This is a genomic window from Geobacillus sp. LYN3 (assembly GCF_003064505.1).
GTDB lineage: Bacteria > Bacillota > Bacilli > Bacillales > Anoxybacillaceae > Parageobacillus_B > Parageobacillus_B toebii.
Genome location: NZ_QCWL01000001.1, coordinates 330,950 through 354,273, shown reverse-complemented (window position 1 = coordinate 354,273; position 23,324 = coordinate 330,950). Strand labels below are relative to the sequence as shown.

At 41.9% G+C, this 23,324-nt stretch carries 40 protein-coding genes and 1 pseudogene; 40 read left to right on the top strand and 1 reads right to left on the bottom strand.

Annotated elements, in window-relative coordinates:
* Positions 1 to 248: 248 nt before the first annotated feature.
* The 39 genes from rpsJ to DCC82_RS01685 all read left to right on the top strand — a co-directional run bounded on the left by rpsJ (position 249) and on the right by DCC82_RS01685 (position 21,855).
* On the top strand, positions 249 to 557 hold the full coding sequence (rpsJ, locus tag DCC82_RS01875) for a 30S ribosomal protein S10 (RefSeq protein WP_003247558.1): 309 nt from the start codon (positions 249 to 251) through the stop codon (positions 555 to 557).
* Between the two features lie 20 nt (positions 558 to 577).
* Positions 578 to 1,213: a 50S ribosomal protein L3 gene (rplC, locus tag DCC82_RS01870; RefSeq protein WP_012748884.1), complete on the top strand. Its 636-nt coding sequence runs from the start codon at positions 578 to 580 to the stop codon at positions 1,211 to 1,213.
* A gap of 29 nt (positions 1,214 to 1,242) precedes the next feature.
* Positions 1,243 to 1,866 (top strand): 50S ribosomal protein L4, encoded by a 624-nt coding sequence (gene rplD / locus DCC82_RS01865; protein WP_097353936.1) that lies wholly within the window; start codon positions 1,243 to 1,245, stop codon positions 1,864 to 1,866.
* Positions 1,866 to 2,153 carry a 50S ribosomal protein L23 gene (gene rplW / locus DCC82_RS01860; protein ID WP_012748886.1) on the top strand — a complete coding sequence of 96 codons (288 nt, stop codon included), beginning with the start codon at positions 1,866 to 1,868 and terminating at the stop codon, positions 2,151 to 2,153. The genes rplD and rplW overlap by 1 nt, the downstream gene beginning before the upstream one ends.
* A 26-nt stretch (positions 2,154 to 2,179) precedes the next feature.
* Positions 2,180 to 3,010 carry a 50S ribosomal protein L2 gene (gene rplB / locus DCC82_RS01855; protein WP_062677092.1) on the top strand — a complete coding sequence of 277 codons (831 nt, stop codon included), beginning with the start codon at positions 2,180 to 2,182 and terminating at the stop codon, positions 3,008 to 3,010.
* A 57-nt stretch (positions 3,011 to 3,067) separates the two neighbouring features.
* A complete protein-coding gene (gene rpsS / locus DCC82_RS01850) occupies positions 3,068 to 3,346 on the top strand; it encodes a 30S ribosomal protein S19 (RefSeq protein WP_003247570.1) in 279 nt (92 codons plus the stop codon).
* An 18-nt stretch (positions 3,347 to 3,364) separates the two neighbouring features.
* Entirely contained in the window at positions 3,365 to 3,706 is a 342-nt protein-coding gene (gene rplV, locus DCC82_RS01845; protein ID WP_012748888.1) for a 50S ribosomal protein L22, read from the top strand.
* A 3-nt stretch (positions 3,707 to 3,709) separates the two neighbouring features.
* The gene (gene rpsC, locus DCC82_RS01840) at positions 3,710 to 4,366 is read left to right on the top strand and encodes a 30S ribosomal protein S3 (RefSeq protein WP_012748889.1); all 657 of its coding nucleotides are present in this window, start codon (positions 3,710 to 3,712) and stop codon (positions 4,364 to 4,366) included.
* Between the two features lie 2 nt (positions 4,367 to 4,368).
* A complete protein-coding gene (gene rplP / locus DCC82_RS01835; RefSeq protein WP_012748890.1) occupies positions 4,369 to 4,803 on the top strand; it encodes a 50S ribosomal protein L16 in 435 nt (144 codons plus the stop codon).
* Positions 4,793 to 4,999, top strand: a complete 207-nt coding sequence (gene rpmC / locus DCC82_RS01830; protein WP_003247579.1) for a 50S ribosomal protein L29 — start codon at positions 4,793 to 4,795, stop codon at positions 4,997 to 4,999. The genes rplP and rpmC overlap by 11 nt, the downstream gene beginning before the upstream one ends.
* A 23-nt stretch (positions 5,000 to 5,022) precedes the next feature.
* A complete protein-coding gene (gene rpsQ, locus DCC82_RS01825) occupies positions 5,023 to 5,286 on the top strand; it encodes a 30S ribosomal protein S17 (RefSeq protein WP_003247581.1) in 264 nt (87 codons plus the stop codon).
* 50 nt (positions 5,287 to 5,336) lie between these two features.
* Positions 5,337 to 5,705, top strand: a complete 369-nt coding sequence (gene rplN / locus DCC82_RS01820) for a 50S ribosomal protein L14 (RefSeq protein WP_003247583.1) — start codon at positions 5,337 to 5,339, stop codon at positions 5,703 to 5,705.
* 37 nt (positions 5,706 to 5,742) lie between these two features.
* A complete protein-coding gene (gene rplX / locus DCC82_RS01815) occupies positions 5,743 to 6,054 on the top strand; it encodes a 50S ribosomal protein L24 (RefSeq protein WP_012748891.1) in 312 nt (103 codons plus the stop codon).
* Positions 6,055 to 6,081: 27 nt separating this feature from the next.
* Positions 6,082 to 6,621: a 50S ribosomal protein L5 gene (rplE, locus tag DCC82_RS01810; RefSeq protein ID WP_012748892.1), complete on the top strand. Its 540-nt coding sequence runs from the start codon at positions 6,082 to 6,084 to the stop codon at positions 6,619 to 6,621.
* A 34-nt stretch (positions 6,622 to 6,655) separates the two neighbouring features.
* Entirely contained in the window at positions 6,656 to 6,841 is a 186-nt protein-coding gene (locus DCC82_RS01805; RefSeq protein WP_003247599.1) for a type Z 30S ribosomal protein S14, read from the top strand.
* A gap of 32 nt (positions 6,842 to 6,873) precedes the next feature.
* Positions 6,874 to 7,272 (top strand): 30S ribosomal protein S8, encoded by a 399-nt coding sequence (gene rpsH, locus DCC82_RS01800; RefSeq protein ID WP_012748893.1) that lies wholly within the window; start codon positions 6,874 to 6,876, stop codon positions 7,270 to 7,272.
* Positions 7,273 to 7,303: 31 nt separating this feature from the next.
* The gene (gene rplF / locus DCC82_RS01795) at positions 7,304 to 7,840 is read left to right on the top strand and encodes a 50S ribosomal protein L6 (RefSeq protein WP_012748894.1); all 537 of its coding nucleotides are present in this window, start codon (positions 7,304 to 7,306) and stop codon (positions 7,838 to 7,840) included.
* Positions 7,841 to 7,872: 32 nt separating this feature from the next.
* Positions 7,873 to 8,235: a 50S ribosomal protein L18 gene (rplR, locus tag DCC82_RS01790; RefSeq protein WP_012748895.1), complete on the top strand. Its 363-nt coding sequence runs from the start codon at positions 7,873 to 7,875 to the stop codon at positions 8,233 to 8,235.
* A gap of 19 nt (positions 8,236 to 8,254) precedes the next feature.
* On the top strand, positions 8,255 to 8,755 hold the full coding sequence (gene rpsE / locus DCC82_RS01785; RefSeq protein ID WP_012748896.1) for a 30S ribosomal protein S5: 501 nt from the start codon (positions 8,255 to 8,257) through the stop codon (positions 8,753 to 8,755).
* A 13-nt stretch (positions 8,756 to 8,768) separates the two neighbouring features.
* On the top strand, positions 8,769 to 8,957 hold the full coding sequence (rpmD, locus tag DCC82_RS01780) for a 50S ribosomal protein L30 (protein WP_012748897.1): 189 nt from the start codon (positions 8,769 to 8,771) through the stop codon (positions 8,955 to 8,957).
* A 23-nt stretch (positions 8,958 to 8,980) separates the two neighbouring features.
* Entirely contained in the window at positions 8,981 to 9,421 is a 441-nt protein-coding gene (rplO, locus tag DCC82_RS01775) for a 50S ribosomal protein L15 (protein ID WP_012748898.1), read from the top strand.
* Entirely contained in the window at positions 9,421 to 10,713 is a 1,293-nt protein-coding gene (gene secY, locus DCC82_RS01770; protein ID WP_012748899.1) for a preprotein translocase subunit SecY, read from the top strand. The genes rplO and secY overlap by 1 nt, the downstream gene beginning before the upstream one ends.
* Before the next feature lie 47 nt (positions 10,714 to 10,760).
* On the top strand, positions 10,761 to 11,411 hold the full coding sequence (locus DCC82_RS01765) for an adenylate kinase (RefSeq protein WP_097353935.1): 651 nt from the start codon (positions 10,761 to 10,763) through the stop codon (positions 11,409 to 11,411).
* Entirely contained in the window at positions 11,411 to 12,157 is a 747-nt protein-coding gene (gene map, locus DCC82_RS01760) for a type I methionyl aminopeptidase (protein ID WP_012748901.1), read from the top strand. Before DCC82_RS01765 ends, map begins: the two co-directional genes overlap by 1 nt.
* A 104-nt stretch (positions 12,158 to 12,261) precedes the next feature.
* Entirely contained in the window at positions 12,262 to 12,480 is a 219-nt protein-coding gene (gene infA, locus DCC82_RS01755) for a translation initiation factor IF-1 (protein WP_003247618.1), read from the top strand.
* 32 nt (positions 12,481 to 12,512) lie between these two features.
* Positions 12,513 to 12,626, top strand: a complete 114-nt coding sequence (rpmJ, locus tag DCC82_RS01750) for a 50S ribosomal protein L36 (RefSeq protein ID WP_003247619.1) — start codon at positions 12,513 to 12,515, stop codon at positions 12,624 to 12,626.
* Between the two features lie 20 nt (positions 12,627 to 12,646).
* The gene (gene rpsM / locus DCC82_RS01745; protein WP_012748902.1) at positions 12,647 to 13,012 is read left to right on the top strand and encodes a 30S ribosomal protein S13; all 366 of its coding nucleotides are present in this window, start codon (positions 12,647 to 12,649) and stop codon (positions 13,010 to 13,012) included.
* Between the two features lie 25 nt (positions 13,013 to 13,037).
* On the top strand, positions 13,038 to 13,427 hold the full coding sequence (gene rpsK / locus DCC82_RS01740) for a 30S ribosomal protein S11 (RefSeq protein WP_003247621.1): 390 nt from the start codon (positions 13,038 to 13,040) through the stop codon (positions 13,425 to 13,427).
* A gap of 174 nt (positions 13,428 to 13,601) precedes the next feature.
* Complete coding sequence (locus tag DCC82_RS01735) at positions 13,602 to 14,546, top strand: DNA-directed RNA polymerase subunit alpha (protein ID WP_012748903.1); 945 nt, start codon at positions 13,602 to 13,604, stop codon at positions 14,544 to 14,546.
* A 137-nt stretch (positions 14,547 to 14,683) separates the two neighbouring features.
* Positions 14,684 to 15,046 carry a 50S ribosomal protein L17 gene (gene rplQ, locus DCC82_RS01730; protein WP_012748904.1) on the top strand — a complete coding sequence of 121 codons (363 nt, stop codon included), beginning with the start codon at positions 14,684 to 14,686 and terminating at the stop codon, positions 15,044 to 15,046.
* A gap of 121 nt (positions 15,047 to 15,167) precedes the next feature.
* Positions 15,168 to 16,007: an energy-coupling factor ABC transporter ATP-binding protein gene (locus DCC82_RS01725; RefSeq protein ID WP_041269550.1), complete on the top strand. Its 840-nt coding sequence runs from the start codon at positions 15,168 to 15,170 to the stop codon at positions 16,005 to 16,007.
* Positions 15,983 to 16,858: an energy-coupling factor ABC transporter ATP-binding protein gene (locus DCC82_RS01720; RefSeq protein ID WP_012748906.1), complete on the top strand. Its 876-nt coding sequence runs from the start codon at positions 15,983 to 15,985 to the stop codon at positions 16,856 to 16,858. Before DCC82_RS01725 ends, DCC82_RS01720 begins: the two co-directional genes overlap by 25 nt.
* Positions 16,848 to 17,645, top strand: coding sequence for an energy-coupling factor transporter transmembrane component T family protein (locus tag DCC82_RS01715; RefSeq protein WP_012748907.1), 798 nt, complete (start codon positions 16,848 to 16,850; stop codon positions 17,643 to 17,645). Before DCC82_RS01720 ends, DCC82_RS01715 begins: the two co-directional genes overlap by 11 nt.
* Before the next feature lie 13 nt (positions 17,646 to 17,658).
* A complete protein-coding gene (gene truA / locus DCC82_RS01710) occupies positions 17,659 to 18,405 on the top strand; it encodes a tRNA pseudouridine(38-40) synthase TruA (RefSeq protein ID WP_012748908.1) in 747 nt (248 codons plus the stop codon).
* Positions 18,406 to 18,550: 145 nt separating this feature from the next.
* Positions 18,551 to 18,988 (top strand): 50S ribosomal protein L13, encoded by a 438-nt coding sequence (gene rplM, locus DCC82_RS01705; protein WP_012748909.1) that lies wholly within the window; start codon positions 18,551 to 18,553, stop codon positions 18,986 to 18,988.
* Between the two features lie 22 nt (positions 18,989 to 19,010).
* Positions 19,011 to 19,403 (top strand): 30S ribosomal protein S9, encoded by a 393-nt coding sequence (rpsI, locus tag DCC82_RS01700; RefSeq protein ID WP_012748910.1) that lies wholly within the window; start codon positions 19,011 to 19,013, stop codon positions 19,401 to 19,403.
* Positions 19,404 to 19,527: 124 nt separating this feature from the next.
* Positions 19,528 to 19,968 carry a YbaK family protein gene (locus DCC82_RS01695; RefSeq protein ID WP_012748911.1) on the top strand — a complete coding sequence of 147 codons (441 nt, stop codon included), beginning with the start codon at positions 19,528 to 19,530 and terminating at the stop codon, positions 19,966 to 19,968.
* A gap of 64 nt (positions 19,969 to 20,032) precedes the next feature.
* Complete coding sequence (cwlD, locus tag DCC82_RS01690; protein ID WP_012748912.1) at positions 20,033 to 20,740, top strand: N-acetylmuramoyl-L-alanine amidase CwlD; 708 nt, start codon at positions 20,033 to 20,035, stop codon at positions 20,738 to 20,740.
* Between the two features lie 98 nt (positions 20,741 to 20,838).
* Positions 20,839 to 21,855, top strand: coding sequence for an Mrp/NBP35 family ATP-binding protein (locus DCC82_RS01685; RefSeq protein ID WP_012748913.1), 1,017 nt, complete (start codon positions 20,839 to 20,841; stop codon positions 21,853 to 21,855).
* A 39-nt stretch (positions 21,856 to 21,894) separates the two neighbouring features.
* Here DCC82_RS01685 and gerD read toward each other — a convergent pair whose 3' ends face one another.
* Positions 21,895 to 22,524: a spore germination lipoprotein GerD gene (gene gerD / locus DCC82_RS01680; protein WP_062678625.1), complete on the bottom strand. Its 630-nt coding sequence runs from the start codon at positions 22,522 to 22,524 to the stop codon at positions 21,895 to 21,897.
* 335 nt (positions 22,525 to 22,859) lie between these two features.
* On the opposite strand from gerD, the pseudogene DCC82_RS01675 reads away from it, so the two are divergent.
* Positions 22,860 to 23,324, top strand: a pseudogene (locus DCC82_RS01675) (IS200/IS605 family accessory protein TnpB-related protein); the annotation flags it as partial.

The window sequence follows — 23,324 nt, the reverse complement described above, 5'->3', positions numbered from 1 at the left end:
TTTTGTTTGCGCAATTTTTTGACAAGTTGAAAATGCTCATTAGCTATGTATAATATAATAAGTGTGTAGAAAAACAAAGAAATTGCTTGCAATCTCGTTTACATATCTGTATAATATCAAATGTTGGTCTTTGACTGCGATGAAGTGGAAGGTTGCTGACACACCCGGCCGCTTTGCCATGGCGAGTGTGCAGGAAATTTCCATGGAGAATGTCTATTTTCAAAATAGGCGAAGAAGGAGGGAAAACAATGGCAAAGGAAAAAATTCGTATCCGTTTAAAAGCTTACGATCATCGAATTCTTGATCAATCCGCTGAGAAAATCGTAGAAACAGCGAAACGTTCCGGGGCAAAAGTGTCCGGTCCGATTCCGTTGCCAACGGAAAGAACTGTTTATACGATTTTGCGTGCTGTTCACAAGTATAAAGACTCTCGTGAACAATTCGAAATGCGTACACATAAACGTTTGATCGATATCGTAAATCCTACTCCACAAACGGTAGATTCATTAATGCGTCTTGACTTACCGTCTGGTGTTGATATTGAAATTAAACTTTAATTTAGCAGGAGGTGTGACGAATGACCAAGGGAATCTTAGGGAGAAAAATTGGTATGACGCAAGTATTCGCGGAAAACGGCGACTTAATTCCTGTAACCGTCATCGAAGCGACTCCAAACGTGGTATTGCAAAAGAAAACAATTGAAAAAGACGGTTACGAAGCGATTCAATTAGGTTTTGAAGATATAAGCGAAAAACGCGCCAATAAACCGCAAATCGGTCATGCTGCGAAAGCGAATACTGCACCTAAGCGCTTCATCCGTGAAATTCGCGGCGCAAATATTGATGAATATGAAGTTGGTCAGGAAGTCAAAGTAGATATTTTCGCTGAAGGCGATATTGTTGATGTTACTGGAATTTCAAAAGGGAAAGGATTCCAAGGCGCAATCAAACGTCATGGACAATCTCGCGGGCCAATGGCACACGGTTCTCGCTATCATCGTCGTCCTGGTTCAATGGGTGCGATTGCTCCAAACCGTGTATTTAAATCAAAAGAATTGCCAGGTCGTATGGGTGGCCAACGTGTAACCATCCAAAACTTGAAAATTGTCAAAGTGGATCCAGAACGCAACCTTCTTCTTATTAAAGGAAACGTACCTGGTCCAAGAAAAGGATTAGTCATCGTTAAAAGCGCAGTGAAAGCAAAAGCAAAATAATACTTTGCTAGGAAAGGAGGAACTATCCAATGCCAAAAGTAGCATTGTATAACCAGAGCGGAGAAACAATCGGAGAAATCGAACTGAACGATTCCGTATTTGGCATTGAGCCAAATAAACATGTGTTATTTGAAGCGGTTGTTATGCAACGTGCTTCTTTGCGTCAAGGAACGCACAAAACAAAAAATCGCGCTGAAGTAAGTGGCGGCGGCCGCAAACCATGGCGTCAAAAAGGTACAGGACGTGCTCGTCAAGGTTCTATTCGCGCTCCACAATGGCGTGGTGGTGGTACGGTATTTGGTCCTGTTCCGCGCAGCTACAGCTATAAGTTGCCGAAAAAAGTTCGTCGCTTAGCAATTAAGTCAGCGTTATCTTCTAAAGTTCTTGAAAACAACATTGTTGTTTTAGATAACTTAACATTAGAAGCTCCAAAAACAAAAGAAATGGTGAAAATCTTAAATAACCTTTCTGTTGATCGCAAAGCGTTAATTGTAACTGATGATGTGAACGAAAATCTCACATTATCTGCACGCAATATTCCTGGCGTTACCGTGGTTACAGCAAACGGCATTAACGTTCTTGATGTATTAAATCATGATAAACTTGTAATCACGAAAGCGGCCGTGGAGAAAGTAGAGGAGGTGCTTGCATAATGAAAGATCCTCGTGATATTATTAAGCGCCCCATCATCACGGAAAACACGATGAATTTAACGGCTCAAAAAAAATATACGTTTGAAGTAGATGTAAAAGCGAATAAAACAGAAGTGAAAGAAGCAGTAGAGAAAATTTTTGGTGTTAAAGTAGAAAAAGTAAACATCATGAACTATAAAGGAAAATTCAAACGCGTTGGTCGTTACAGCGGTTATACAAACCGTCGCCGCAAAGCGATTGTAACGTTAACGCCAGACAGCAAGGATATCGAATTGTTCGAAGTATAGTTTAAAAGCGAAGGAGGGAAACAAACATGGCGATTAAAAAATATAAACCGACGTCAAATGGTCGTCGTGGTATGACAGTTCTTGACTTCTCAGAAATCACAACAGATCAGCCGGAAAAATCGTTGCTTGCGCCATTAAAGAAAAAAGCTGGCCGCAACAACCAAGGAAAAATTACGGTACGTCATCAAGGTGGCGGTCATAAACGTCAATATCGTATTATTGACTTTAAACGTGATAAAGATGGAATTCCAGGACGCGTTGCTACAATCGAGTATGATCCAAACCGTTCTGCAAACATTGCGTTAATTCACTATGCAGATGGTGAAAAACGTTATATCATTGCGCCGAAAAACCTAAAAGTAGGCATGGAAATTATGTCTGGACCAGATGCAGATATTAAAGTGGGTAACGCATTGCCGCTTGAAAATATTCCAGTTGGTACGTTTGTGCACAATATCGAACTAAAACCAGGAAAAGGTGGACAATTGGTCCGCGCTGCTGGTACATCTGCGCAAGTGCTTGGTAAAGAAGGAAAATACGTTATTGTTCGTCTTGCATCTGGCGAGGTCCGCATGATTTTAGGTGCTTGCCGTGCAACAGTTGGGGAAGTAGGCAATGAGCAGCATGAGCTTGTGAAGATCGGTAAGGCAGGTCGCGCTCGTTGGTTAGGTATTCGCCCGACAGTTCGCGGTTCGGTTATGAACCCTGTTGATCACCCACACGGTGGTGGTGAAGGTAAAGCACCAATCGGACGCAAATCTCCAATGACTCCTTGGGGTAAACCAACACTTGGCTTTAAAACACGCAAAAAGAAAAACAAATCGGATAAATTCATTATACGTCGTCGTAAAAAATAACGGGGTTGAACTACGGTTCTTAAGAACCGTAGAGCAATCACGAAGGGAGGTTCATTTATGGGTCGCAGCTTAAAAAAAGGTCCATTCTGTGATGAGCATTTAATGAAAAAAATTGAAAAATTAAATGAAACAGGACAAAAACAAGTGATTAAAACATGGTCTCGTCGTTCCACTATTTTCCCACAATTTGTTGGTCACACGATCGCCGTATACGATGGACGCAAACACGTACCGGTTTATATCACAGAAGATATGGTAGGACATAAACTTGGCGAGTTCGCACCAACACGTACGTTCAGAGGACACGCTGGCGACGATAAGAAAACAAAACGTTAATGAGAGGAGGTTCAACACATGCAAGCTAAAGCTGTTGCACGAACAGTCCGTATTGCTCCTCGTAAGGCACGTTTAGTGATTGACTTAATTCGAGGAAAAGAAGTTGGTGAGGCAGTCGCAATTCTTCGCCACACACCAAAAGCTGCTTCTCCGATTATTGAAAAAGTTTTAAAATCTGCAGTAGCAAACGCTGAACATAACTACGATATGGATGTCAACAAATTAGTGATTACGGAAGCATACGTTGACGAAGGACCAACATTGAAACGTTTCCGTCCGCGCGCAATGGGTCGTGCTAGCGCAATTAATAAACGCACAAGCCATATCACCATCGTTGTTTCAGAAAAGAAGGAGGGATAATCAGTGGGTCAAAAGGTGAATCCGGTCGGTCTCCGCATCGGCATTATTCGTGACTGGGACTCTAGATGGTACGCTGAAAAAGATTATGCGGACCTTTTACATGAGGATCTAAAAATCCGTGAGTATATTAATAAACGTTTGCAAGACGCTGCAGTATCTCGCATTGAAATTGAACGTGCAGCAAACCGCGTTAACATTACGATTCACACAGCGAAACCAGGCATGGTGATCGGAAAAGGTGGTTCAGAAGTAGAGGCGCTTCGCAAGGCATTAACGCAATTAACTGGCAAACGTGTTCACATTAACATCGTTGAAATCAAAAAGCCAGACTTAGATGCGAAACTAGTTGCGGAAAACATTGCACGCCAACTTGAAAACCGCGTTTCGTTCCGTCGTGCGCAAAAACAAGCGATTCAACGTGCAATGCGCGCAGGAGCAAAAGGGATTAAAACGATGGTATCCGGTCGTCTTGGCGGTGCGGATATCGCACGTTCTGAACATTACAGTGAAGGAACTGTTCCACTCCACACGCTTCGCGCTGACATCGATTATGCAACTGCAGAAGCGGATACAACATACGGAAAACTTGGTGTAAAAGTATGGATTTATCGTGGAGAGGTCCTTCCGACAAAAAAGAAAACTGAGGAAGGAGGAAAATAATCATGTTAATGCCAAAACGCGTAAAATATCGTCGTGAACATCGCGGACGCATGAAAGGGCGCGCAAAAGGCGGTACGGAAGTACATTTCGGTGAGTACGGATTGCAAGCGCTAGAATCTGCTTGGATCACAAACCGACAAATCGAGGCTGCTCGTCGTGCGATGACTCGTTATATGAAACGTGGCGGTAAAGTTTGGATTAAAATTTTCCCTTCTAAACCATATACAGCAAAACCATTGGAAGTACGGATGGGTTCCGGTAAAGGTGCTCCTGAAGGTTGGGTAGCTGTTGTAAAACCAGGTAAAGTAATGTTTGAAGTTGGCGGTGTTTCTGAGGAAGTAGCACGTGAAGCATTGCGTCTTGCTTCTCACAAACTTCCGATCAAATGCAAGTTTGTAAAACGTGAAGAAATTGGTGGTGAAGCAAATGAAAGCTAAAGAAATTCGTGAACTTACCACTGCCGAAATCGAACAAAAAATTAAAGCGTTAAAAGAAGAATTATTCAACCTTCGCTTCCAATTGGCAACAGGGCAATTAGAAAACACAGCACGCATCCGCCAAGTGCGTAAAGATATTGCACGCATGAAAACGATTATCCGCGAAAGAGAGATTGCTGCGAACGCAAAAAAATAACCGTTTGAGAGGAGGTTTGCGACATGAGTGAGCGCAATCAACGCAAAGTGTACGTAGGCCGCGTTGTATCCGACAAAATGGATAAAACCATTACTGTTCTTGTTGAAACATACAAAAAACATCCGCTTTACGGCAAACGCGTGAAATATTCAAAAAAATATAAAGCGCATGATGAAAACAACATCGCAAAAGTCGGCGATATCGTAAAAATTATGGAGACTCGCCCGCTTTCTGCAACGAAGCGTTTCCGTTTAGTAGAAATCGTTGAAAAAGCAGTTATCGTTTAATCATTATCTATGTTCGGATCGTGATATAATTCCGAAAGGAGGTTTCGTCAATGATTCAACAAGAATCTCGTTTAAAAGTAGCTGATAACTCAGGCGCACGTGAAGTGCTTGTCATTAAAGTATTAGGCGGTTCTGGTCGCCGCTACGCAAACATTGGCGATGTGGTCGTTGCGACAGTTAAAGAAGCGACACCAGGTGGCGTTGTTAAAAAAGGTCAAGTAGTGAAAGCGGTAGTTGTTCGTACGAAACGTGGTGTTCGTCGCTCTGACGGTTCTTATATCCGCTTTGATGAAAATGCTTGCGTCATTATTCGTGATGATAAAAGCCCGCGTGGCACACGTATTTTCGGACCTGTTGCACGTGAATTACGTGACAAAGACTTTATGAAAATCATTTCTTTAGCTCCAGAAGTAATTTAACGGACAGGAAAAGCCTTTTAAGGAGGTGCGAACTGCGATGCATGTAAAAAAAGGTGATAAAGTACAAGTAATCTCCGGCAAAGATAAAGGAAAACAAGGCGTGATCCTTGCTGCATTCCCTAAGAAAAACCGTGTGATTGTTGAAGGTGTCAATATCGTTAAAAAACACGCAAAACCATCTCAAGCAAATCCACAAGGCGGCATTATCACAAAAGAGGCACCAATTCACGTATCTAAAGTAATGCCTTTAGATCCAAAAACGGGACTTCCAACACGTATTGGATATAAGATTGTAGATGGCAAAAAAGTACGTTATGCAAAAAGATCTGGTGAGATTTTAGATAAATAATTGTGATGTCAGAAAGGAGGTACTCTTATGAACCGCCTAAAAGAGAAGTATTTAAAAGAAGTGACTCCTGCTTTAATGAGCAAGTTCAACTATAAATCTATAATGCAAGTTCCAAAAATCGAAAAAATCGTCATCAACATGGGTGTTGGTGATGCGGTACAAAATCCAAAAGCACTTGATAGTGCTGTAGAAGAATTAACATTAATCGCTGGTCAAAAACCGGTTGTAACTCGTGCGAAAAAATCAATCGCTGGATTCCGTCTTCGCGCTGGAATGCCAATCGGTGCGAAAGTGACATTGCGTGGAGAACGCATGTATGATTTCTTAGACAAACTTATTTCTGTATCTCTTCCGCGTGTTCGTGATTTCCGTGGAGTATCGAAAAAGTCGTTTGATGGTCGCGGTAACTATACGTTGGGAATTAAAGAACAATTGATTTTCCCTGAAATTGATTACGATAAAGTAAATAAAGTTCGCGGTATGGATATCGTTATTGTTACTACAGCGAAAACGGACGAAGAGGCTCGTGAACTATTAACATTACTCGGTATGCCATTCCAAAAATAATGAATCCCATCTGTAAAATAAGGGAGGCGAAATCGTGGCTAAAAAATCAATGATCGCGAAACAAAAACGTACGCCAAAGTTTAAAGTAAGAGCGTACACCCGTTGCGAACGCTGCGGTCGTCCGCATTCGGTTTATCGCAAATTTAAACTTTGCCGTATTTGTTTCCGTGAATTAGCATACAAAGGTCAACTTCCAGGCATTAAAAAAGCAAGCTGGTAATAAACCCATGAATTGGGAAGGAGGTAAAACATATGGTGATGACAGATCCAATTGCAGATATGCTCACTCGCATTCGTAATGCGAATATGGTACGTCACGAGAAGCTCGAAGTGCCTGCTTCGAAAATGAAACGTGAAATCGCGGAAATTTTAAAACGCGAAGGATTTATTCGTGATGTTGAATACATTGAAGATAATAAGCAAGGCATTCTTCGTATTTTCTTAAAATACGGCCCAAATAACGAACGTGTAATTACCGGTTTGAAACGCATCAGCAAACCTGGTTTGCGCGTTTATGTTAAAGCCCATGAAGTGCCTCGCGTATTGAACGGTTTAGGGATTGCGATCCTTTCTACATCTCAAGGCATTTTAACAGATAAAGAAGCACGTCAAAAAGGAACTGGCGGCGAAGTAATCGCATACGTATGGTAATTCATTTTGCTAAGAATGGAGGTGTTTATGCATGTCACGTGTTGGTAAAAAGCCAATTGAAATTCCGTCTGGTGTAACAGTAACGGTTAACGGCAATACCGTTACAGTGAAAGGACCAAAAGGCGAATTGACTCGCACTTTTCATCCAGATATGACAATTAAAGTAGAAGATAATGTAATCACTGTTACTCGTCCGAGCGACGAAAAACGCCATCGTGCTCTTCATGGTACGACTCGCAGTTTGCTTGCAAACATGGTTGAAGGTGTATCAAAAGGTTACGAAAAAACGCTTGAATTAGTCGGTGTCGGTTATCGTGCGGCGAAACAAGGTAAAAAACTTGTACTGAACGTCGGTTTTTCTCATCCAGTAGAAATTGAACCGGAAGAAGGATTAGAAATTGAAGTTCCTTCACAAACAAAAATCGTTGTAAAAGGTGCAGACAAACAACGTGTCGGCGAACTTGCAGCGAATATTCGCGCTGTGCGTCCACCTGAACCATATAAAGGCAAAGGTATTCGCTACGAAGGCGAAGTCGTACGTCTTAAAGAAGGTAAAACTGGCAAATAATGCAGCTTAGCGAAATGAAAGGAGTGACATAAATGATCACAAAAGTTGACCGTAACGCAGTTCGTAAAAAAAGACATGCGCGCGTTCGCAAAAAAATATTTGGAACTGCTGAACGTCCACGCTTAAATGTGTTCCGTTCTAATAAACACATTTATGCGCAAATTATTGATGATATGAAAGCAGTAACGATTGTCAGCGCTTCTACATTAGATAAAGAATTTGACTTAGAATCGACTGGAAATATCGAAGCAGCAAAAAAAGTTGGCGAATTAGTCGCAAAACGTGCGTTAGAAAAAGGAATTAAAAAGGTCGTTTTCGACCGCGGCGGATATTTATATCATGGACGTGTAAAAGCACTTGCTGATGCTGCTCGCGAAGCTGGCTTAGAATTCTAATTATAAAGGAGGGACAATGATGCGTCGTATCGATCCAAATAAACTTGAACTTGAAGAGCGCGTAGTAGCGGTGAACCGTGTTGCAAAGGTAGTAAAAGGTGGACGTCGTTTACGCTTTTCCGCATTAGTGGTGGTCGGCGATAAAAACGGTCATGTCGGTTTTGGTACAGGAAAAGCACAAGAAGTTCCTGATGCGATCCGCAAAGCGATTGAAGATGCGAAGAAAAATTTAATTGAAGTACCGATTGTTGGAACAACGATTCCTCACGAAGTGATCGGTCATTTTGGAGCAGGGAAAATCATTTTGAAACCTGCATCCGAAGGTACAGGGGTTATCGCTGGTGGTCCTGCTCGTGCTGTACTAGAGTTAGCGGGTATTAGCGACATTTTATCTAAATCTATCGGTTCGAATACGCCAATTAACATGGTGCGCGCTACTGTTGACGGATTAAAACAATTAAAACGTGCAGAAGATGTAGCGAGATTGCGCGGTAAAACAGTTGAGGAACTGTTAGGATAAGGAGGGAAATACAATGGCAAAAAAATTGGAGATTACCCTCACTCGCAGCGTCATCGGTCGTCCAGAAGATCAACGGATCACAGTGAAAACGTTAGGTTTACGCAAAATGCACCAAACCGTCGTTCATAATGATAATCCTGCGATTCGCGGGATGATTAACAAAGTCGCTCACCTTGTCAAAGTAAAAGAAATTGAAGAATAATGATCATAAGGAGGTGCTTCGCGATGAAACTTCATGAATTACAACCAGCACCAGGTTCCCGCAAAGAACGCACTCGTGTGGGCCGTGGTATCGGTTCTGGTAAAGGTAAAACGTCTGGTAGAGGTCAAAAAGGTCAAAATGCACGCTCTGGCGGTGGGGTACGCCTCGGTTTTGAAGGTGGTCAAACTCCTTTATTCCGTCGTCTTCCAAAACGCGGTTTTACCAACATTAATCGCAAAGAATATGCGATCGTCAACCTTGATAAGTTAAATCGCTTTGAAGACGGTACAGAAGTAACGCCTGAATTGCTGCTTGAAACTGGCGTAATCAGCAAATTGAAATCAGGTGTGAAAATTTTAGGAAAAGGCCAAATCGAGAAAAAGTTAACGGTAAAAGCTCATAAATTCTCTGCTTCTGCGAAAGAAGCGATTGAAGCTGCTGGCGGTAAAACTGAGGTGATTTAATGTTTCGGACAATCTCCAACTTTATGCGCGTCGGTGATATAAGAAAAAAAATTATTTTTACTCTTCTCATGCTCGTTGTGTTCCGAATTGGGACATTTATTCCTGTGCCGAATGTGAATGCGGATGTATTAAAAGTGCAAGACCAAATGAACGCTTTCGGTGTTCTGAACATATTCGGCGGCGGGGCATTACAAAACTTTTCCATTTTTGCGATGGGCGTCATGCCGTATATTACAGCATCCATCATCGTGCAGCTTTTGCAGATGGATGTTGTTCCTAAATTTACGGAGTGGTCAAAGCAAGGTGAGGTTGGACGACGTAAATTAGCTCAGTTTACCCGCTATTTTACGGTCGTTTTAGGTTTTATTCAGGCGCTCGGAATGTCATACGGTTTTAATAACTTGGCTTCAGGAGCGCTCATTAAAAATCCTGGAATACCAACATACCTGTTAATTGCAACGGTGTTAACAGCCGGAACTGCATTTCTAATGTGGCTTGGAGAACAAATTACTGCTAAAGGTGTTGGAAACGGCATTTCGATCATTATTTTTGCCGGGATTGTCTCCGGTATCCCTGCCGTGTTAAACCAAATTTATGCTCAACAATTTGAAAACGTCGGCGAAGATTTGTTCTTACGAATTGTTAAGCTTCTGCTTGTTGCGTTAGCGGTAGTTGTTGTTATCGTTGGCGTTATTTACATTCAACAAGCATTCCGGAAAATTCCGATTCAATATGCAAAACGACTGGAAGGACGCAGCCCAGTTGGCGGGCATTCTACTCACTTGCCGCTGAAAGTAAATCCAGCGGGAGTGATTCCAGTTATTTTTGCTGTGTCGTTTCTTGTTGCTCCACCAACAATTGCATCGTTTTTTGGTTCGAATGATGTAACATTGTGGATTCGGAAAACATTCGATTATACACATCCAGTTGGCATGGTTATTTATGTTCTATTAATTATTGCGTTTACGTATTTCTATGCATTTGTCCAAGTCAATCCGGAACAGATGGCGGACAACCTGAAAAAACAAGGTGGTTACATCCCAGGAATACGTCCAGGAAAGAATACACAGGAATATGTAACGAAAATTCTTTACCGGCTTACTTTCGTCGGTTCGCTATTTTTAGCGGCTATTGCAATTCTTCCTGTTTTCTTTGTGGAATTTGCTAAATTGCCGCCTTCCGCTCAAATCGGTGGAACAAGTTTGCTCATTGTTGTCGGTGTTGCACTTGAGACAATGAAACAACTTGAAAGTCAGCTTGTAAAACGTCACTATCGTGGTTTTATTAAATAAAGAGGTCAGGGGTACCCTAACCTCTATAGAGCTGAGGGGGAGCGAGGATGAATTTAGTACTAATGGGATTGCCGGGCGCTGGGAAAGGTACTCAAGCGGAGAAAATCGTTGAAACATATGGGATTCCGCATATTTCGACTGGCGACATGTTTCGTGCTGCCATTAAAGAAGGGACGCCATTAGGACTGCGAGCGAAAGAGTATATGGACCGCGGCGATCTAGTTCCTGATGAAGTGACGATTGGGATCGTTCGCGAGCGTTTAAGCAAAGATGACTGCCAAAAAGGGTTTTTGCTAGATGGGTTTCCGCGGACCGTTGCTCAAGCGGAAGCATTAGAAAACATTCTAGCGGAATTAAATCGTTCGATCGACTATGTCATCCATATTCAAGTCGACAAAGATATTTTAATGGAGCGGTTAACTGGAAGAAGAATTTGTAAAAACTGTGGTGCAACGTACCACCTCGTGTTTAACCCACCAGCAAAGTCTGGTGTTTGTGACAAATGTGGCGGTGAACTGTACCAACGTGCAGATGACAATGAGGAAACGGTAGCAAACCGTCTCGAAGTCAATATAAAACAAACGCAGCCATTGCTTGAGTTTTATGAAAAGAAAGGGTATTTACGCCATATTAACGGACAACAGGACATTGAAAAAGTATTTGCGGACATTCGTGAACTTCTTGGGGGATTACAATAATGATTATTTGCAAAACTCCGCGTGAAATTGAAATCATGCGTGAGGCAGGAAAAATTGTTGCTTTGACTCGCCAAGAGTTAGAAAAACATATTCGTCCTGGAATTACGACAAAAGAGTTGGATGCGATTGCTGAAGCAGTTATACGGAAACATGGGGCAATTCCTTCGTTTAAAGGATACAACGGATTCCCTGGCAGCATTTGCGCTTCGGTAAATGAAGAACTCGTTCACGGTATTCCTGGTGACCGGGTGTTAAAAGAAGGCGATATTATTAGCATTGATGTCGGGGCCCAATATAATGGTTATCATGCCGACTCTGCATGGACGTATCCTGTTGGGGAAATTGCGGAAGAAACGAAAAAACTTCTTGAAGTAACGGAAAAATCCTTATATATAGGATTAGAAGAAGCAAAACCAGGTGCCCGTTTGTCTAATATTTCCCATGCTATACAAACGTACGTCGAATCCCATCATTTTTCGATTGTCCGCGAGTATGTTGGGCACGGAATTGGTCAAAACTTACATGAAGACCCACAAATACCGCATTATGGTCCGCCAAATAAAGGGCCACGTTTGAAACCAGGAATGACGCTATGTATTGAACCGATGGTAAATGCGGGAAGCCGTTATGTTAAAACACTTGCCGATAACTGGACGGTCGTTACAGTAGATGGAAAGATGTGTGCTCATTTTGAGCATACGATTGCCATTACAGAAAATGGCTATGAAATTTTAACAACTCTCTAATATAATCATGATGGAGACTGGTCGTGTAGCAATTCGTAGATATAGTATGCGTTCGGTTTTTTCCTAACACTATGTTACTCATTCGAAGGAGGGAGAGCCGTTCGATGGCTAAAGACGATGTAATTGAAGTGGAAGGCACCGTTGTCGAAACATTGCCCAATGCCATGTTCCGTGTGGAATTAGAAAACGGTCATACGGTATTGGCACACGTTTCTGGCAAAATTCGCATGCACTTCATTCGAATTTTACCAGGAGATAAAGTTACGGTAGAATTATCTCCGTATGATTTGACTCGCGGTCGGATCACGTACCGCTATAAATAAAGGACTCCGCATCAATAAGGAGGTTAAAGGACATGAAAGTAAGACCATCTGTAAAACCTATTTGCGAAAAATGCAAAGTTATTCGTAGACGTGGCAAAGTTATGGTAATTTGCGAAAATCCAAAACATAAACAAAGACAAGGGTAATCTTTAAGGAGGTGTATAGTATGGCACGTATTGCAGGTGTAGATATTCCTCGTGACAAACGTGTAGTCATTTCGTTAACATATATCTACGGAATCGGTAAATCTACTGCTAAAAAAATCTTAGCGGAGGCTGGCGTTTCCGAAGATACACGCGTTCGTGATTTGACAGAAGAAGAACTAGGAAGAATTCGTGAAATCGTTGGTCGTTTGAAAGTAGAAGGAGATCTTCGTCGCGAAGTATCGCTAAATATCAAACGTTTAATCGAAATCGGATGCTATCGCGGTATTCGTCATCGTCGCGGCTTGCCAGTTCGCGGTCAAAATACGAAAAACAATGCTCGTACACGTAAAGGTCCACGCCGTACAGTAGCAAACAAGAAAAAATAATTAAGCAAAGGAGGTAATTCCACGAATGGCACGTAAAACAAATACACGCAAACGCCGTGTAAGAAAAAATATTGAGACTGGTATTGCGCATATCCGTTCAACATTTAACAATACGATCGTAACAATTACTGACGTTCACGGTAACACGATTGCTTGGTCAAGTGCTGGAGCATTAGGTTTTAAAGGCTCTCGTAAATCGACGCCGTTTGCGGCACAAATGGCAGCAGAAGCAGCTGCAAAAGCCTCCATGGAACATGGAATGAAAACAGTAGAAGTAAATGTAAAAGGCCCTGGTGCTGGTCGTGAGGCAGCGATTCGTGCATTACAAGCAGCTGGATTAGAAATTACAGCAATTAAAGACGTAACTCCTATACCGCACAATGGATGCCGTCCGCCAAAACGTCGCCGTGTGTAATACCCCTGTATAGAATTTGTATCCTTGTCAATAATGGGATATGATAAGTATTAAATTACAGGGAAGTTTTGCTCAGCCATTCGCACATTTGGGAACTTATTCATGGGGGAATTTCGATTAGGCGTTTATCGTTTGGTCGGGGTTTCGACGTTTTGAAGGAGGGTATAATAACTAATGATCGAAATTGAAAAACCGAGAATCGAAACGGTTGAAATCAGCGAAGATGCCAAATATGGCAAATTCGTTGTCGAACCGCTTGAGCGTGGATATGGTACAACTTTGGGTAACTCCTTACGTCGTATCCTATTGTCTTCACTCCCTGGTGCTGCTGTGACATCGGTTCAAATAGATGGTGTGCTGCATGAGTTCTCAACGATTGATGGCGTCGTAGAAGATGTGACAGCAATTATTTTAAATATAAAAAAATTAGCGTTGAAAATTTATTCTGACGAAGAAAAAACGTTGGAAATTGATGCACAGGGCGAAGGAGTTGTCACAGCTGCTGATATTACTCACGACAGCGATGTAGAAATTTTAAACCCGGACCTTCATATTGCTACGTTAGCAGAAGGCGGGCGCTTACGCATGAGAATGACAGCAAAACGAGGGCGTGGGTATGTTCCAGCTGAGGCCAATAAACGCGAGGATCAGCCAATAGGCGTTATCCCTATCGATTCGATTTATACACCGGTTTCACGCGTTTCTTATCAAGTAGAAAATACGCGTGTCGGTCAAGTGACAGACTATGATAAGTTAACGATAGATGTGTGGACAGATGGGAGCATTGGACCAAAAGAAGCGATTGCTCTCGGCGCAAAAATTTTGACCGAGCACTTAAATATTTTCGTTAGCCTAACAGACGAAGCACAAAATGCCGAAATCATGGTAGAAAAAGAGGAAGATCAAAAAGAAAAAGTGCTCGAAATGACAATTGAAGAACTTGATCTTTCTGTTCGTTCCTACAACTGTTTAAAACGTGCTGGTATTAACACCGTTCAAGAGCTTACGCAAAAAACGGAAGAAGATATGATGAAAGTGCGCAATCTCGGTCGCAAATCTCTCGAAGAAGTAAAAGCAAAGCTTGCTGAACTCGGTCTCAGTTTGCGTAAAGATGACTAGTTAACGTTTGTTTAACTAGTATTTTCATGTTACTAGATACATGAACGCTTACGTTTCTAAAAATAGACGTGATCGTATAAAGTATCATTTCTGAAATGAGATTTGTAGTGAAAATGCTAAAAAGGAGGGGACACTTCATGTCATACAGAAAATTAGGACGTACAAGCGCTCAACGCAAAGCATTGCTTCGTGATTTAGCAACAGATTTAATCATTAATGAGCGTATTGAAACAACAGAGGCGCGCGCAAAAGAATTGCGTTCTGTTGTTGAAAAAATGATTACGCTTGGTAAACGCGGTGATTTGCATGCACGCCGTCAAGCTGCTGCATTTATCCGTAAAGAAGTAGCAAATAGCGAAACAGGTCAAGATGCACTTCAAAAGCTATTTAGCGACATTGCACCGCGTTACCAAGATCGCCAAGGCGGTTACACTCGTATTATGAAACTTGGTCCTCGTCGTGGTGATGGGGCACCAATGGTGATTATCGAGTTAGTATAAAACGATTCGGTTGGCTAACAAGGGCGAGACAGTTTGTTTTGAACTGGATCTATGCCCTTTTTTTATTTGCCCTTTTTTAGTAGAGTAGAGATGAGAATGTCAGAGACAAGGGGAAGAAATGATGGAAGAAACCATTTTATCCGTAGAAAAACTATACTTTCGATATCCGAATCAATCAGATTACGCGGTACAAAACGTTACCTTTCAAGTGAAACGCGGGGAATGGCTAGCGATTGTCGGTCATAACGGTTCAGGAAAATCAACGATCGCTAAATTGCTTATCGGGTTGTTAAGACCGGAAAGCGGTGTGATTAAACTATTTCACACTGTACTCGATGAACAGACGGTTTGGGAGATTCGTCGCCGTGTTGGCATGGTATTTCAAAATCCCGATAACCAGTTTGTTGGAACAACGGTAGAAGATGATGTCGCTTTTGCTCTTGAAAATAATGGAATTCCTCGCGATGAAATGGTCAAAAGAGTGCATGAAGCTATACAGCTAGTTCGTATGGAAGAGTTTTTGCATCATGAACCGCATCACCTTTCTGGTGGTCAAAAACAACGTGTTGCAATTGCAGGCATCCTTGCATTGCGGCCAGATCTCATCATTTTAGATGAGGCAACATCGATGCTAGATCCGAAAGGAAGGCAGGAAGTATTAGACACGGTCCGTGATTTAAACAAAAAGCAACGTATCACTGTATTGTCCATTACCCATGATTTAGAGGAAGTCGCTAAGGCCGATCGCGTTATTGTTATGAATAGGGGAGAAATCATGGCAGAAGGAACGCCGAAACAAATTTTTGCGCTTGGGACAAAACTAGAACGAATTGGTTTAGATTTGCCGTTTGCGGTAAAAGTAAGAGACCGGCTGAAGCAGTGCGGAATCCCGCTATCTTCAAGCTACTTTACGATAGAGGAGTTGGTAGAAGAATTATGGACATTATATTCCAAAAGGTAGAGCATGTATATAATGCCAACTCACCGTTTGCCCGCCGAGCGTTGTACGATGTAGACATCATGATTGAAAGCGGCTCTTATGTGGCGGTTATCGGCCATACTGGTTCAGGAAAATCAACGCTGCTTCAGCATCTAAACGGTTTGCTTCAGCCGACAAGCGGAACAGTGATGATAGGAAATCAAACGATTACGAATAAAAAACGACAAACGGACTTAAAACCGCTCCGCAAAAAAGTTGGCATTGTCTTTCAATTTCCGGAACATCAACTGTTTGAGGAAACGGTGGAGAAAGATATATGTTTCGGACCAATGAATTTCGGCGTTTCTGAGGAGGAAGCAAAAAAGAAAGCAAAGGAGCTTATTAAGTTAGTCGGGCTTTCAGAAGACGTACTAACCAAATCACCATTCGATTTAAGCGGCGGGCAAATGCGCCGTGTTGCGATTGCCGGAGTGCTTGCGATGGAACCTGATGTGATTGTGTTAGACGAACCAACTGCTGGCTTAGATCCACGCGGCCGCAAAGAAATTATGGAAATGTTTTATCGCCTTCATCGTGAAAAACAGCTGACGACTGTGTTAGTTACTCATAGTATGGAAGATGCTGCCGCATACGCAGATTATATGATTGTCATGCATAAAGGAACAGTGTGGAAAACGGGGACACCACAGCAAATTTTTCAAGATAGCGATTCTTTGGCGGAAATTGGGCTCAATGTACCGGAGACAGTGCGGCTAAAAAAAGAATTGGAGAAAAAGTTAGGGATCACCGTGCCGTCTCCGTGTTTGACGATCGAGCAGACCGTAGACGCCATTCAAAAATTATTTTCCAAGGTGAACGCCCATGATGAATAGCATGATTATCGGCAAATATGTACCAGGCGATTCCGTGATTCACCGCATGGATCCGCGCGCGAAACTGCTAATCATCTTTATATACGTATTCATTGTTTTTCTAGCGAATAATAGTGCTACTTATGCTGTTTTAACGATATTTACGTTTAGTCTTTTAGCATTATCGCGCATTCCGTTATCGTTTGTGATTAAAGGTTTAAAACCGATTATATGGGTTATCGTCTTTACTTTTTTGCTGCATGTCTTTATGACAAAAGAAGGAGATGTGCTGTACCAAATTGGTTCCTTTTCGATTTACGAAGGCGGCGTCAAGCAAGGAATTTTTATTTCGCTGCGTTTTCTGCTGCTCATTATTATTACTACTTTATTAACCTTAACAACCACCCCGATCGAAGTGACTGACGGAGTGGAAAGCCTACTGGCGCCGTTGAAGAAAATGCGCGTCCCTGTCCATGAACTGGCGCTAATGATGTCTATTTCGCTTCGCTTTATCCCGACGTTAATGGAAGAGACGGAGAAAATTATAAAAGCACAAACCGCACGCGGTGTCGACTTTACAGGGGGGCCGTTTTCTGAAAGAATCAAGGCAATCGTCTCCTTGCTTGTTCCATTGTTTATCAGTTCGTTTAAACGTGCCGAAGAATTGGCGACCGCGATGGAGGCACGCGGTTACCGCGGCGGCGAGGGAAGGACGAAATTTCGCCTGCTTGTATGGAAATGGACAGATACAGCTTTTTTAGCGGCAGTGTTATTATTAGCAGTTGTTTTGTTTATACTACGCTCATAACAGGGTGAGAAAAATGAGTAAACGGATCAAATGCACGCTTTCCTATGACGGTACACATTTTTTCGGTTACCAAATTCAGCCTGGCAAACGAACGGTGCAAGGCGAGTTAGAACGAGTGCTCGAACAAATGCATAAAGGGAAAGCGATTCGTGTTACTGCTTCAGGAAGGACAGATGCGGGTGTTCATGCATACGGGCAAGTAATTCATTTCGATACGTTCTTATCGCTTTCTCCAGATCAATGGAAAAAAGCATTAAATGCCCAGTTACCGGATGATATAGTGATTAAAGATGTACAAGAAGCAGATCCTTCTTTTCATGCGCGTTTTAGTGCCAAAGCAAAAGAATATCGATATAAAGTACGAATTGCCCAAGAACGTGACGTATTTTTACGTAATTATTGCTATCATTACCCTTATCCACTTGATATGGAAGCGATGAGACATGCATTGCGACTTATAGAGGGCACGCATGACTTTACTAGCTTTTGTTCAGCAAAGACGGATGTTGATGATCGTGTACGCACGATTTATAAAGCAGATATGGCGATGCATGATGATTTATTGGAGTTTTGCTTTATTGGCAACGGGTTTTTATATAATATGGTGCGGATTATCGTTGGAACGATTTTGGAAGTTGGGCAAGGAAAACGGAGTATAGATAGCATCTCACACGCTTTTGAGGCAAAAGATCGCCAGTTTGCTGGCAAAACGGCTCCACCGCAAGGATTATATTTATGGAAAGTATATTATGACAACTAGTCCTGGTGTAACATTTTCTTGACATTGATATGCTAAAGAGATATTATATCATATGGTATGTATTTTTCCACGATTAGCCCCGGAAAGTAATCGTGTTGAGATAAATAGATGATGTTCGTTGATTTTTTATTTAGGAGGGAAAAGTATGCGTACAACTTATATGGCGAAGCCGAATGAAGTAGAACGTAAATGGTACGTTGTCGACGCTGCTGGTAAAACGTTAGGACGCCTTGCAAGTGAAGTAGCAGCCATTTTGCGTGGCAAACATAAACCAACATTCACACCACATGTGGATTGTGGTGATCATGTCATCATTATCAATGCTGAGAAAATTGAACTAACTGGAAAGAAATTAACAAAGAAACTATACTATCGTCATAGCTTGCATCCAGGTGGATTAAAAGTAAGAACGGCGTTAGAAATGCGTACAAATTATCCAGAGCAAATGCTTGAAAGAGCTATACGCGGAATGCTTCCAAAAGGCCGCTTAGGTCGTCAAATGTTTAAAAAATTGCACGTATATCGTGGAAGCGAACACCCACATCAAGCACAAAAACCAGAAGTTTATGAACTTCGCGGATAATCAATAGAAGGAGGGCTTTATTTTGGCACAAGTACAATATTATGGCACAGGCCGTCGTAAAAGCTCTGTCGCACGTGTGCGCCTCGTTCCAGGCGACGGACGCATTGTGATTAACGATCGTGACATTCGTGACTATATTCCATCGGAAGCGTTGATCGAAGTTGTGAAACAACCGTTAGTATTAACAGAAACGTTAGGAAATTACGATGTGTTAGTAAACGTAAAAGGCGGCGGATTCTCTGGCCAAGCAGGCGCGATTCGCCATGGAATCGCTCGTGCGTTATTGCAAGTAGATCCAGATTACCGTCCAGTATTAAAACGCGCAGGTTTATTAACACGCGATGCTCGTGTGAAAGAACGCAAAAAATACGGTCTTAAAGGTGCTCGTCGCGCTCCACAGTTCTCAAAACGTTAATGGTATTTTTCCAAAAATCCCAGCCGATATCGGCTGGGATTTTTTTCTTTTCTCCCTCTTTTTTTATTCACGCATGTTTAGGATGAATCGTTAAAAACTACATCCTAAAGGGGTGTGAAAGAACATGAGTGTGATCACTTCATTTAAAGAAAAGAAGCAGGAAAAACAAATGTTATATGAACGAAAAATGTTGCGTGAGTTGTCTTTCGAAAAGCTGAAAACAAAGGCGATCAAGCATTTTAGTCCTTTTTATCCAATGTACCGTGCATTCCCATCCGTCATTGAAGAAGGATGTATCGATATCGCTATTGAAGCGTATTTACTTGGTGCGAACTACAGTCGATTCGGTTACTATGGAGAACCAGCAGAAAGTGTAAGACGACGGTGCGCGCAAGAAGAAAAATATTTCATTGATACATTATTTGATTTTCTTTGCTTTTGGGGAAACATTGATGATGGTTTAGCCAATGAGTCGCTTTATTATGCCTGTGAACATTACGTTGTTTATTGGTGGACGGAAGGATTTGAAAGAGGAAAAAAACGTCGACGACTGAAACTTCACTAAAAAGTTCTATTTTTGCCTCTTGTCCCATATAAGATAGAGAAGGGGAAACGCAGGAGGAGAAACAATGAAAGTAAAATGGTTGGGTGCTCTCATTATTTCCATTATTGTTATTGTTCTTTTCCAATATATCTTTGCGAATACGACTTCAACTAAATCGTGGAACCTCCCTCTCTCTGGAAGGATTATCATTTTAGATCCTGGTCATGGCGGGCCGGACGGAGGAGCTGTCGGCGGTGATGTGGTAGAAGAAGAAGTGACGCTGAAAGTGGCGGAGAAATTGCGAGACTACTTGCAGCAGCAAGGTGCGCTCGTGTTGATGACAAGGGAAACGGACAGCGACCTTGCCGATAAAGACACACGTGGCTATAGCCGTCGAAAGGCGGAAGATTTACGAAAACGTGTTGCGTTGATTAATAAATCGGAGGCAGATTTATTTATTAGTATCCATCTTAATGCCATTCCCTCTCCGCGTTGGCGTGGGGCGCAAACGTTTTATTACGGCTCGCTGATCGAAAATGAACGGATCGCTAAGTTTATCCAAGCGGAATTGCGGCGCAATCTTGAAAATACAAATCGTACTGCCAAAATAATCGATACCGTTTATTTGTTGAAATATGCGAAAAAACCAGGTGCGCTTGTCGAAGTGGGGTTTTTATCTAATCCAGAGGAACGGGAACTTTTAGCTTCTGATCGTTATCAAACGAAGCTAGCGGCATCGATATATAAAGGGGTACTGCGATATTTTTCGAATGAAAAAAATCCTCCTGAATAGGGAGGATTCCTTTTTTTTACACGATAGATACGCAATGGTTATATATGTTATAGTAAAAGTATGAAAGGGAATACATACATAAGGATTGGTGATGGCCGATGCTCACAGAAAATGATGTAAGAGGATTGTTAGAAAATATAAAAGACCCATTTTTAAACAAGACGTTTAAAGAAACAAATGCGATTCAAGAAATTAAAATCAAGGAAGATAAAAAGCACGTCAGCGTCAAAATCGCATTAGCAAAAACAGGGACAGCCGAGCAGCTTCGCATCCAAACAACGATTGTTCAGCTACTAAAAGATGCTGGCGCTGCTTCGGTCGGTTTGCGATTTGCGCAGCTCCCTGAAGAAGTAGTAGCAAAATATCAAGGGGAAACATCGAAAACGACATACATTGCGATTGCTAGCGGAAAAGGCGGCGTTGGAAAATCGACCGTTTCCGTGAACCTTGCTGTTTCTCTCGCTCGTCTTGGGAAAAAAGTAGGGCTGATTGATGCCGATATTTATGGGTTTAGTGTTCCGGATATGATGGGCATTGTCGAACGACCAACCGTGCGCGGCGATAAAATTATTCCGGTTGAACGATTCGGCGTAAAAGTTATTTCCATGGCCTTTTTCGTCGAAGATAACGCTCCTGTTATTTGGCGCGGTCCAATGTTAGGAAAAATGTTAAACAACTTTTTCAAAGAAGTCGAATGGGGCGACTTAGATTATTTATTATTAGATTTGCCTCCGGGAACGGGGGACGTTGCGTTAGATGTACATACCATGTTGCCTTCGTGTAAAGAAATCATTGTTACTACCCCGCATCCGACAGCGGCGTTTGTCGCGGCGCGCGCAGGTGCAATGGCGCTTCGCACGGAACACGAAATCATCGGTGTGATTGAAAATATGTCCTATTTTGAAAGCCGCAAAACAGGCGAAAGAGAATATGTATTCGGCAAAGGCGGCGGCGAAAAGCTTGCGAAAGAGTTGCAAACGGAGCTTTTAGGGCAGCTGCCACTCCAACAACCAGATTGGAACGATGAGGATTTCGCTCCATCTGTTTATGCGGAAGATCATCCTATTGGGAAAATATATATGGACATTGCGCGAAAAATTATTGAAAAGTGTTAAAGAAAAAAGGAGCATATCTCGCTCGGAGATAGCTCCTTTTTAACTTCCTCCTTGCCCTTGCTGATCGCCGCCGCTTTCCTCTCCTTCTCCTCCCTCTTGATTTTCATTTTGTTTTTTTGTTTCCTGCTGAATGTTTTCAGCGGATTTTATTAATATGTCTTGAATTTTTGCCTGGAATAATGGACTATTCAGCGTTTCTGTTATGACTTGTTGAAGGTGCTTGCGAAATTCTTTACTTTTTAGCACGTCCATCATCGCTTTTTCCATTTCTGGATTTTTTAAAATATCTATCATCATCCCTTGATATTCAGGGTCTTTCATTAACGCTTTGATCGTTTTTTCTTGCCCTGTTTTTAAACTTTTTGCAAAGCTTTCTGCAAACTTTGGATCTTGCAGTGCTTTTTCCCAAAATTTTATTCCTTTTTCCGACGTTAACACTTGTTCGAGTGTTTCTTTGACAACGGTTTGCTCCATTACTAATTGTTGTTTCACTTTTTCATCCGTCATAATTTCCTGAATAGCCTTTTTCCCCTCATCTGTTTTTAAAATATCAACGACCATTTTTTTCGTTTGATCGTAATCCGGGGGGGGTGGGCTAATTTCTTGAGGAGCACAAGAGCTAAGGATAAGGAAATAACTAAATAATAGGAGCAATGCGCTTTTTTTCATGTGTAAATAAGCTCCTTTCTGCAAAAATCCCTTACCCTTAATATGAATTTCTGTCAAAAAAATATGCATTTGCTTTATTCCTAAGTCGTTGATAAAATTTAAAGCGAATCGAATCATGTTGAGAATAATGGAGGTATAAGCAGTCTGTTAAACATCTATAAAATCATGTAAATATCTCCTGCTATTGGACGTAAAGAGGCAGATGTTCTCCATCTTTTCTATCGTCTCCTGTCTGATGATAAAAAATCATCTCCCCTTCCTCATGTAAAAAGGAAAGGAAGAAGATTTAGCGAATATATGTTCTTAAGGATCCAAACAAGGGGGAAGGCAAGGGGATGAAAACGGTTCGGGTGATGAAAATTGTTTCCAATGATGAAACACACCTTCGCTCATTAGATGAGTTGATGCGCGTCTTTGGTTCCGCGAAGCGATACGCGTTCAACCGTTTGCTGGAGGGAGGGAACGCCAAAGACCTCATCCAGCACCTTCTGCGCCAATTTCAGCTCAACAAACGGTATGCCGAAGATGCGGTCTTGCTTGCACAATCGTTGATTTCTTCCCAACGTGAGTTGCTTCCAATGCGCTTAGAGGATGTGCAGGCGAAAATCGAAAAAACCGAAAAGAAAATCGATGACTACCAACATGGAAGAAAAACACCGAAAAAAGTCGATCTTCAAACGTGTTTAGACGGATTACACCGACGATTAGAAAAATGGAAATCGAAAGAAGATGAGCTAAAGCACCATCTCGACCAAGGGACGATTCCACGTGTGATTTTTGGCGGAAAACAAAACTTTTAC

What these genes read in the sequence shown, in the direction of transcription:
- rpsJ (WP_003247558.1), top strand. Translation starts at nt 249, where the DNA reads ATGGCAAAGGAAAAAATTCGTATCCGTTTAAAAGCTTACGATCATCGA.
- rplC (WP_012748884.1), top strand. Translation starts at nt 578, where the DNA reads ATGACCAAGGGAATCTTAGGGAGAAAAATTGGTATGACGCAAGTATTC.
- rplD (WP_097353936.1), top strand. Translation starts at nt 1,243, where the DNA reads ATGCCAAAAGTAGCATTGTATAACCAGAGCGGAGAAACAATCGGAGAA.
- rplW (WP_012748886.1), top strand. Translation starts at nt 1,866, where the DNA reads ATGAAAGATCCTCGTGATATTATTAAGCGCCCCATCATCACGGAAAAC.
- rplB (WP_062677092.1), top strand. Translation starts at nt 2,180, where the DNA reads ATGGCGATTAAAAAATATAAACCGACGTCAAATGGTCGTCGTGGTATG.
- rpsS (WP_003247570.1), top strand. Translation starts at nt 3,068, where the DNA reads ATGGGTCGCAGCTTAAAAAAAGGTCCATTCTGTGATGAGCATTTAATG.
- rplV (WP_012748888.1), top strand. Translation starts at nt 3,365, where the DNA reads ATGCAAGCTAAAGCTGTTGCACGAACAGTCCGTATTGCTCCTCGTAAG.
- rplP (WP_012748890.1), top strand. Translation starts at nt 4,369, where the DNA reads ATGTTAATGCCAAAACGCGTAAAATATCGTCGTGAACATCGCGGACGC.
- rpmC (WP_003247579.1), top strand. Translation starts at nt 4,793, where the DNA reads ATGAAAGCTAAAGAAATTCGTGAACTTACCACTGCCGAAATCGAACAA.
- rpsQ (WP_003247581.1), top strand. Translation starts at nt 5,023, where the DNA reads ATGAGTGAGCGCAATCAACGCAAAGTGTACGTAGGCCGCGTTGTATCC.
- rplN (WP_003247583.1), top strand. Translation starts at nt 5,337, where the DNA reads ATGATTCAACAAGAATCTCGTTTAAAAGTAGCTGATAACTCAGGCGCA.
- rplX (WP_012748891.1), top strand. Translation starts at nt 5,743, where the DNA reads ATGCATGTAAAAAAAGGTGATAAAGTACAAGTAATCTCCGGCAAAGAT.
- rplE (WP_012748892.1), top strand. Translation starts at nt 6,082, where the DNA reads ATGAACCGCCTAAAAGAGAAGTATTTAAAAGAAGTGACTCCTGCTTTA.
- rpsH (WP_012748893.1), top strand. Translation starts at nt 6,874, where the DNA reads ATGGTGATGACAGATCCAATTGCAGATATGCTCACTCGCATTCGTAAT.
- rplF (WP_012748894.1), top strand. Translation starts at nt 7,304, where the DNA reads ATGTCACGTGTTGGTAAAAAGCCAATTGAAATTCCGTCTGGTGTAACA.
- rplR (WP_012748895.1), top strand. Translation starts at nt 7,873, where the DNA reads ATGATCACAAAAGTTGACCGTAACGCAGTTCGTAAAAAAAGACATGCG.
- rpsE (WP_012748896.1), top strand. Translation starts at nt 8,255, where the DNA reads ATGCGTCGTATCGATCCAAATAAACTTGAACTTGAAGAGCGCGTAGTA.
- rpmD (WP_012748897.1), top strand. Translation starts at nt 8,769, where the DNA reads ATGGCAAAAAAATTGGAGATTACCCTCACTCGCAGCGTCATCGGTCGT.
- rplO (WP_012748898.1), top strand. Translation starts at nt 8,981, where the DNA reads ATGAAACTTCATGAATTACAACCAGCACCAGGTTCCCGCAAAGAACGC.
- secY (WP_012748899.1), top strand. Translation starts at nt 9,421, where the DNA reads ATGTTTCGGACAATCTCCAACTTTATGCGCGTCGGTGATATAAGAAAA.
- DCC82_RS01765 (WP_097353935.1), top strand. Translation starts at nt 10,761, where the DNA reads ATGAATTTAGTACTAATGGGATTGCCGGGCGCTGGGAAAGGTACTCAA.
- map (WP_012748901.1), top strand. Translation starts at nt 11,411, where the DNA reads ATGATTATTTGCAAAACTCCGCGTGAAATTGAAATCATGCGTGAGGCA.
- infA (WP_003247618.1), top strand. Translation starts at nt 12,262, where the DNA reads ATGGCTAAAGACGATGTAATTGAAGTGGAAGGCACCGTTGTCGAAACA.
- rpmJ (WP_003247619.1), top strand. Translation starts at nt 12,513, where the DNA reads ATGAAAGTAAGACCATCTGTAAAACCTATTTGCGAAAAATGCAAAGTT.
- rpsM (WP_012748902.1), top strand. Translation starts at nt 12,647, where the DNA reads ATGGCACGTATTGCAGGTGTAGATATTCCTCGTGACAAACGTGTAGTC.
- rpsK (WP_003247621.1), top strand. Translation starts at nt 13,038, where the DNA reads ATGGCACGTAAAACAAATACACGCAAACGCCGTGTAAGAAAAAATATT.
- DCC82_RS01735 (WP_012748903.1), top strand. Translation starts at nt 13,602, where the DNA reads ATGATCGAAATTGAAAAACCGAGAATCGAAACGGTTGAAATCAGCGAA.
- rplQ (WP_012748904.1), top strand. Translation starts at nt 14,684, where the DNA reads ATGTCATACAGAAAATTAGGACGTACAAGCGCTCAACGCAAAGCATTG.
- DCC82_RS01725 (WP_041269550.1), top strand. Translation starts at nt 15,168, where the DNA reads ATGGAAGAAACCATTTTATCCGTAGAAAAACTATACTTTCGATATCCG.
- DCC82_RS01720 (WP_012748906.1), top strand. Translation starts at nt 15,983, where the DNA reads ATGGACATTATATTCCAAAAGGTAGAGCATGTATATAATGCCAACTCA.
- DCC82_RS01715 (WP_012748907.1), top strand. Translation starts at nt 16,848, where the DNA reads ATGATGAATAGCATGATTATCGGCAAATATGTACCAGGCGATTCCGTG.
- truA (WP_012748908.1), top strand. Translation starts at nt 17,659, where the DNA reads ATGAGTAAACGGATCAAATGCACGCTTTCCTATGACGGTACACATTTT.
- rplM (WP_012748909.1), top strand. Translation starts at nt 18,551, where the DNA reads ATGCGTACAACTTATATGGCGAAGCCGAATGAAGTAGAACGTAAATGG.
- DCC82_RS01695 (WP_012748911.1), top strand. Translation starts at nt 19,528, where the DNA reads ATGAGTGTGATCACTTCATTTAAAGAAAAGAAGCAGGAAAAACAAATG.
- cwlD (WP_012748912.1), top strand. Translation starts at nt 20,033, where the DNA reads ATGAAAGTAAAATGGTTGGGTGCTCTCATTATTTCCATTATTGTTATT.
- DCC82_RS01685 (WP_012748913.1), top strand. Translation starts at nt 20,839, where the DNA reads ATGCTCACAGAAAATGATGTAAGAGGATTGTTAGAAAATATAAAAGAC.
- gerD (WP_062678625.1), bottom strand. Translation starts at nt 22,524, where the DNA reads ATGAAAAAAAGCGCATTGCTCCTATTATTTAGTTATTTCCTTATCCTT.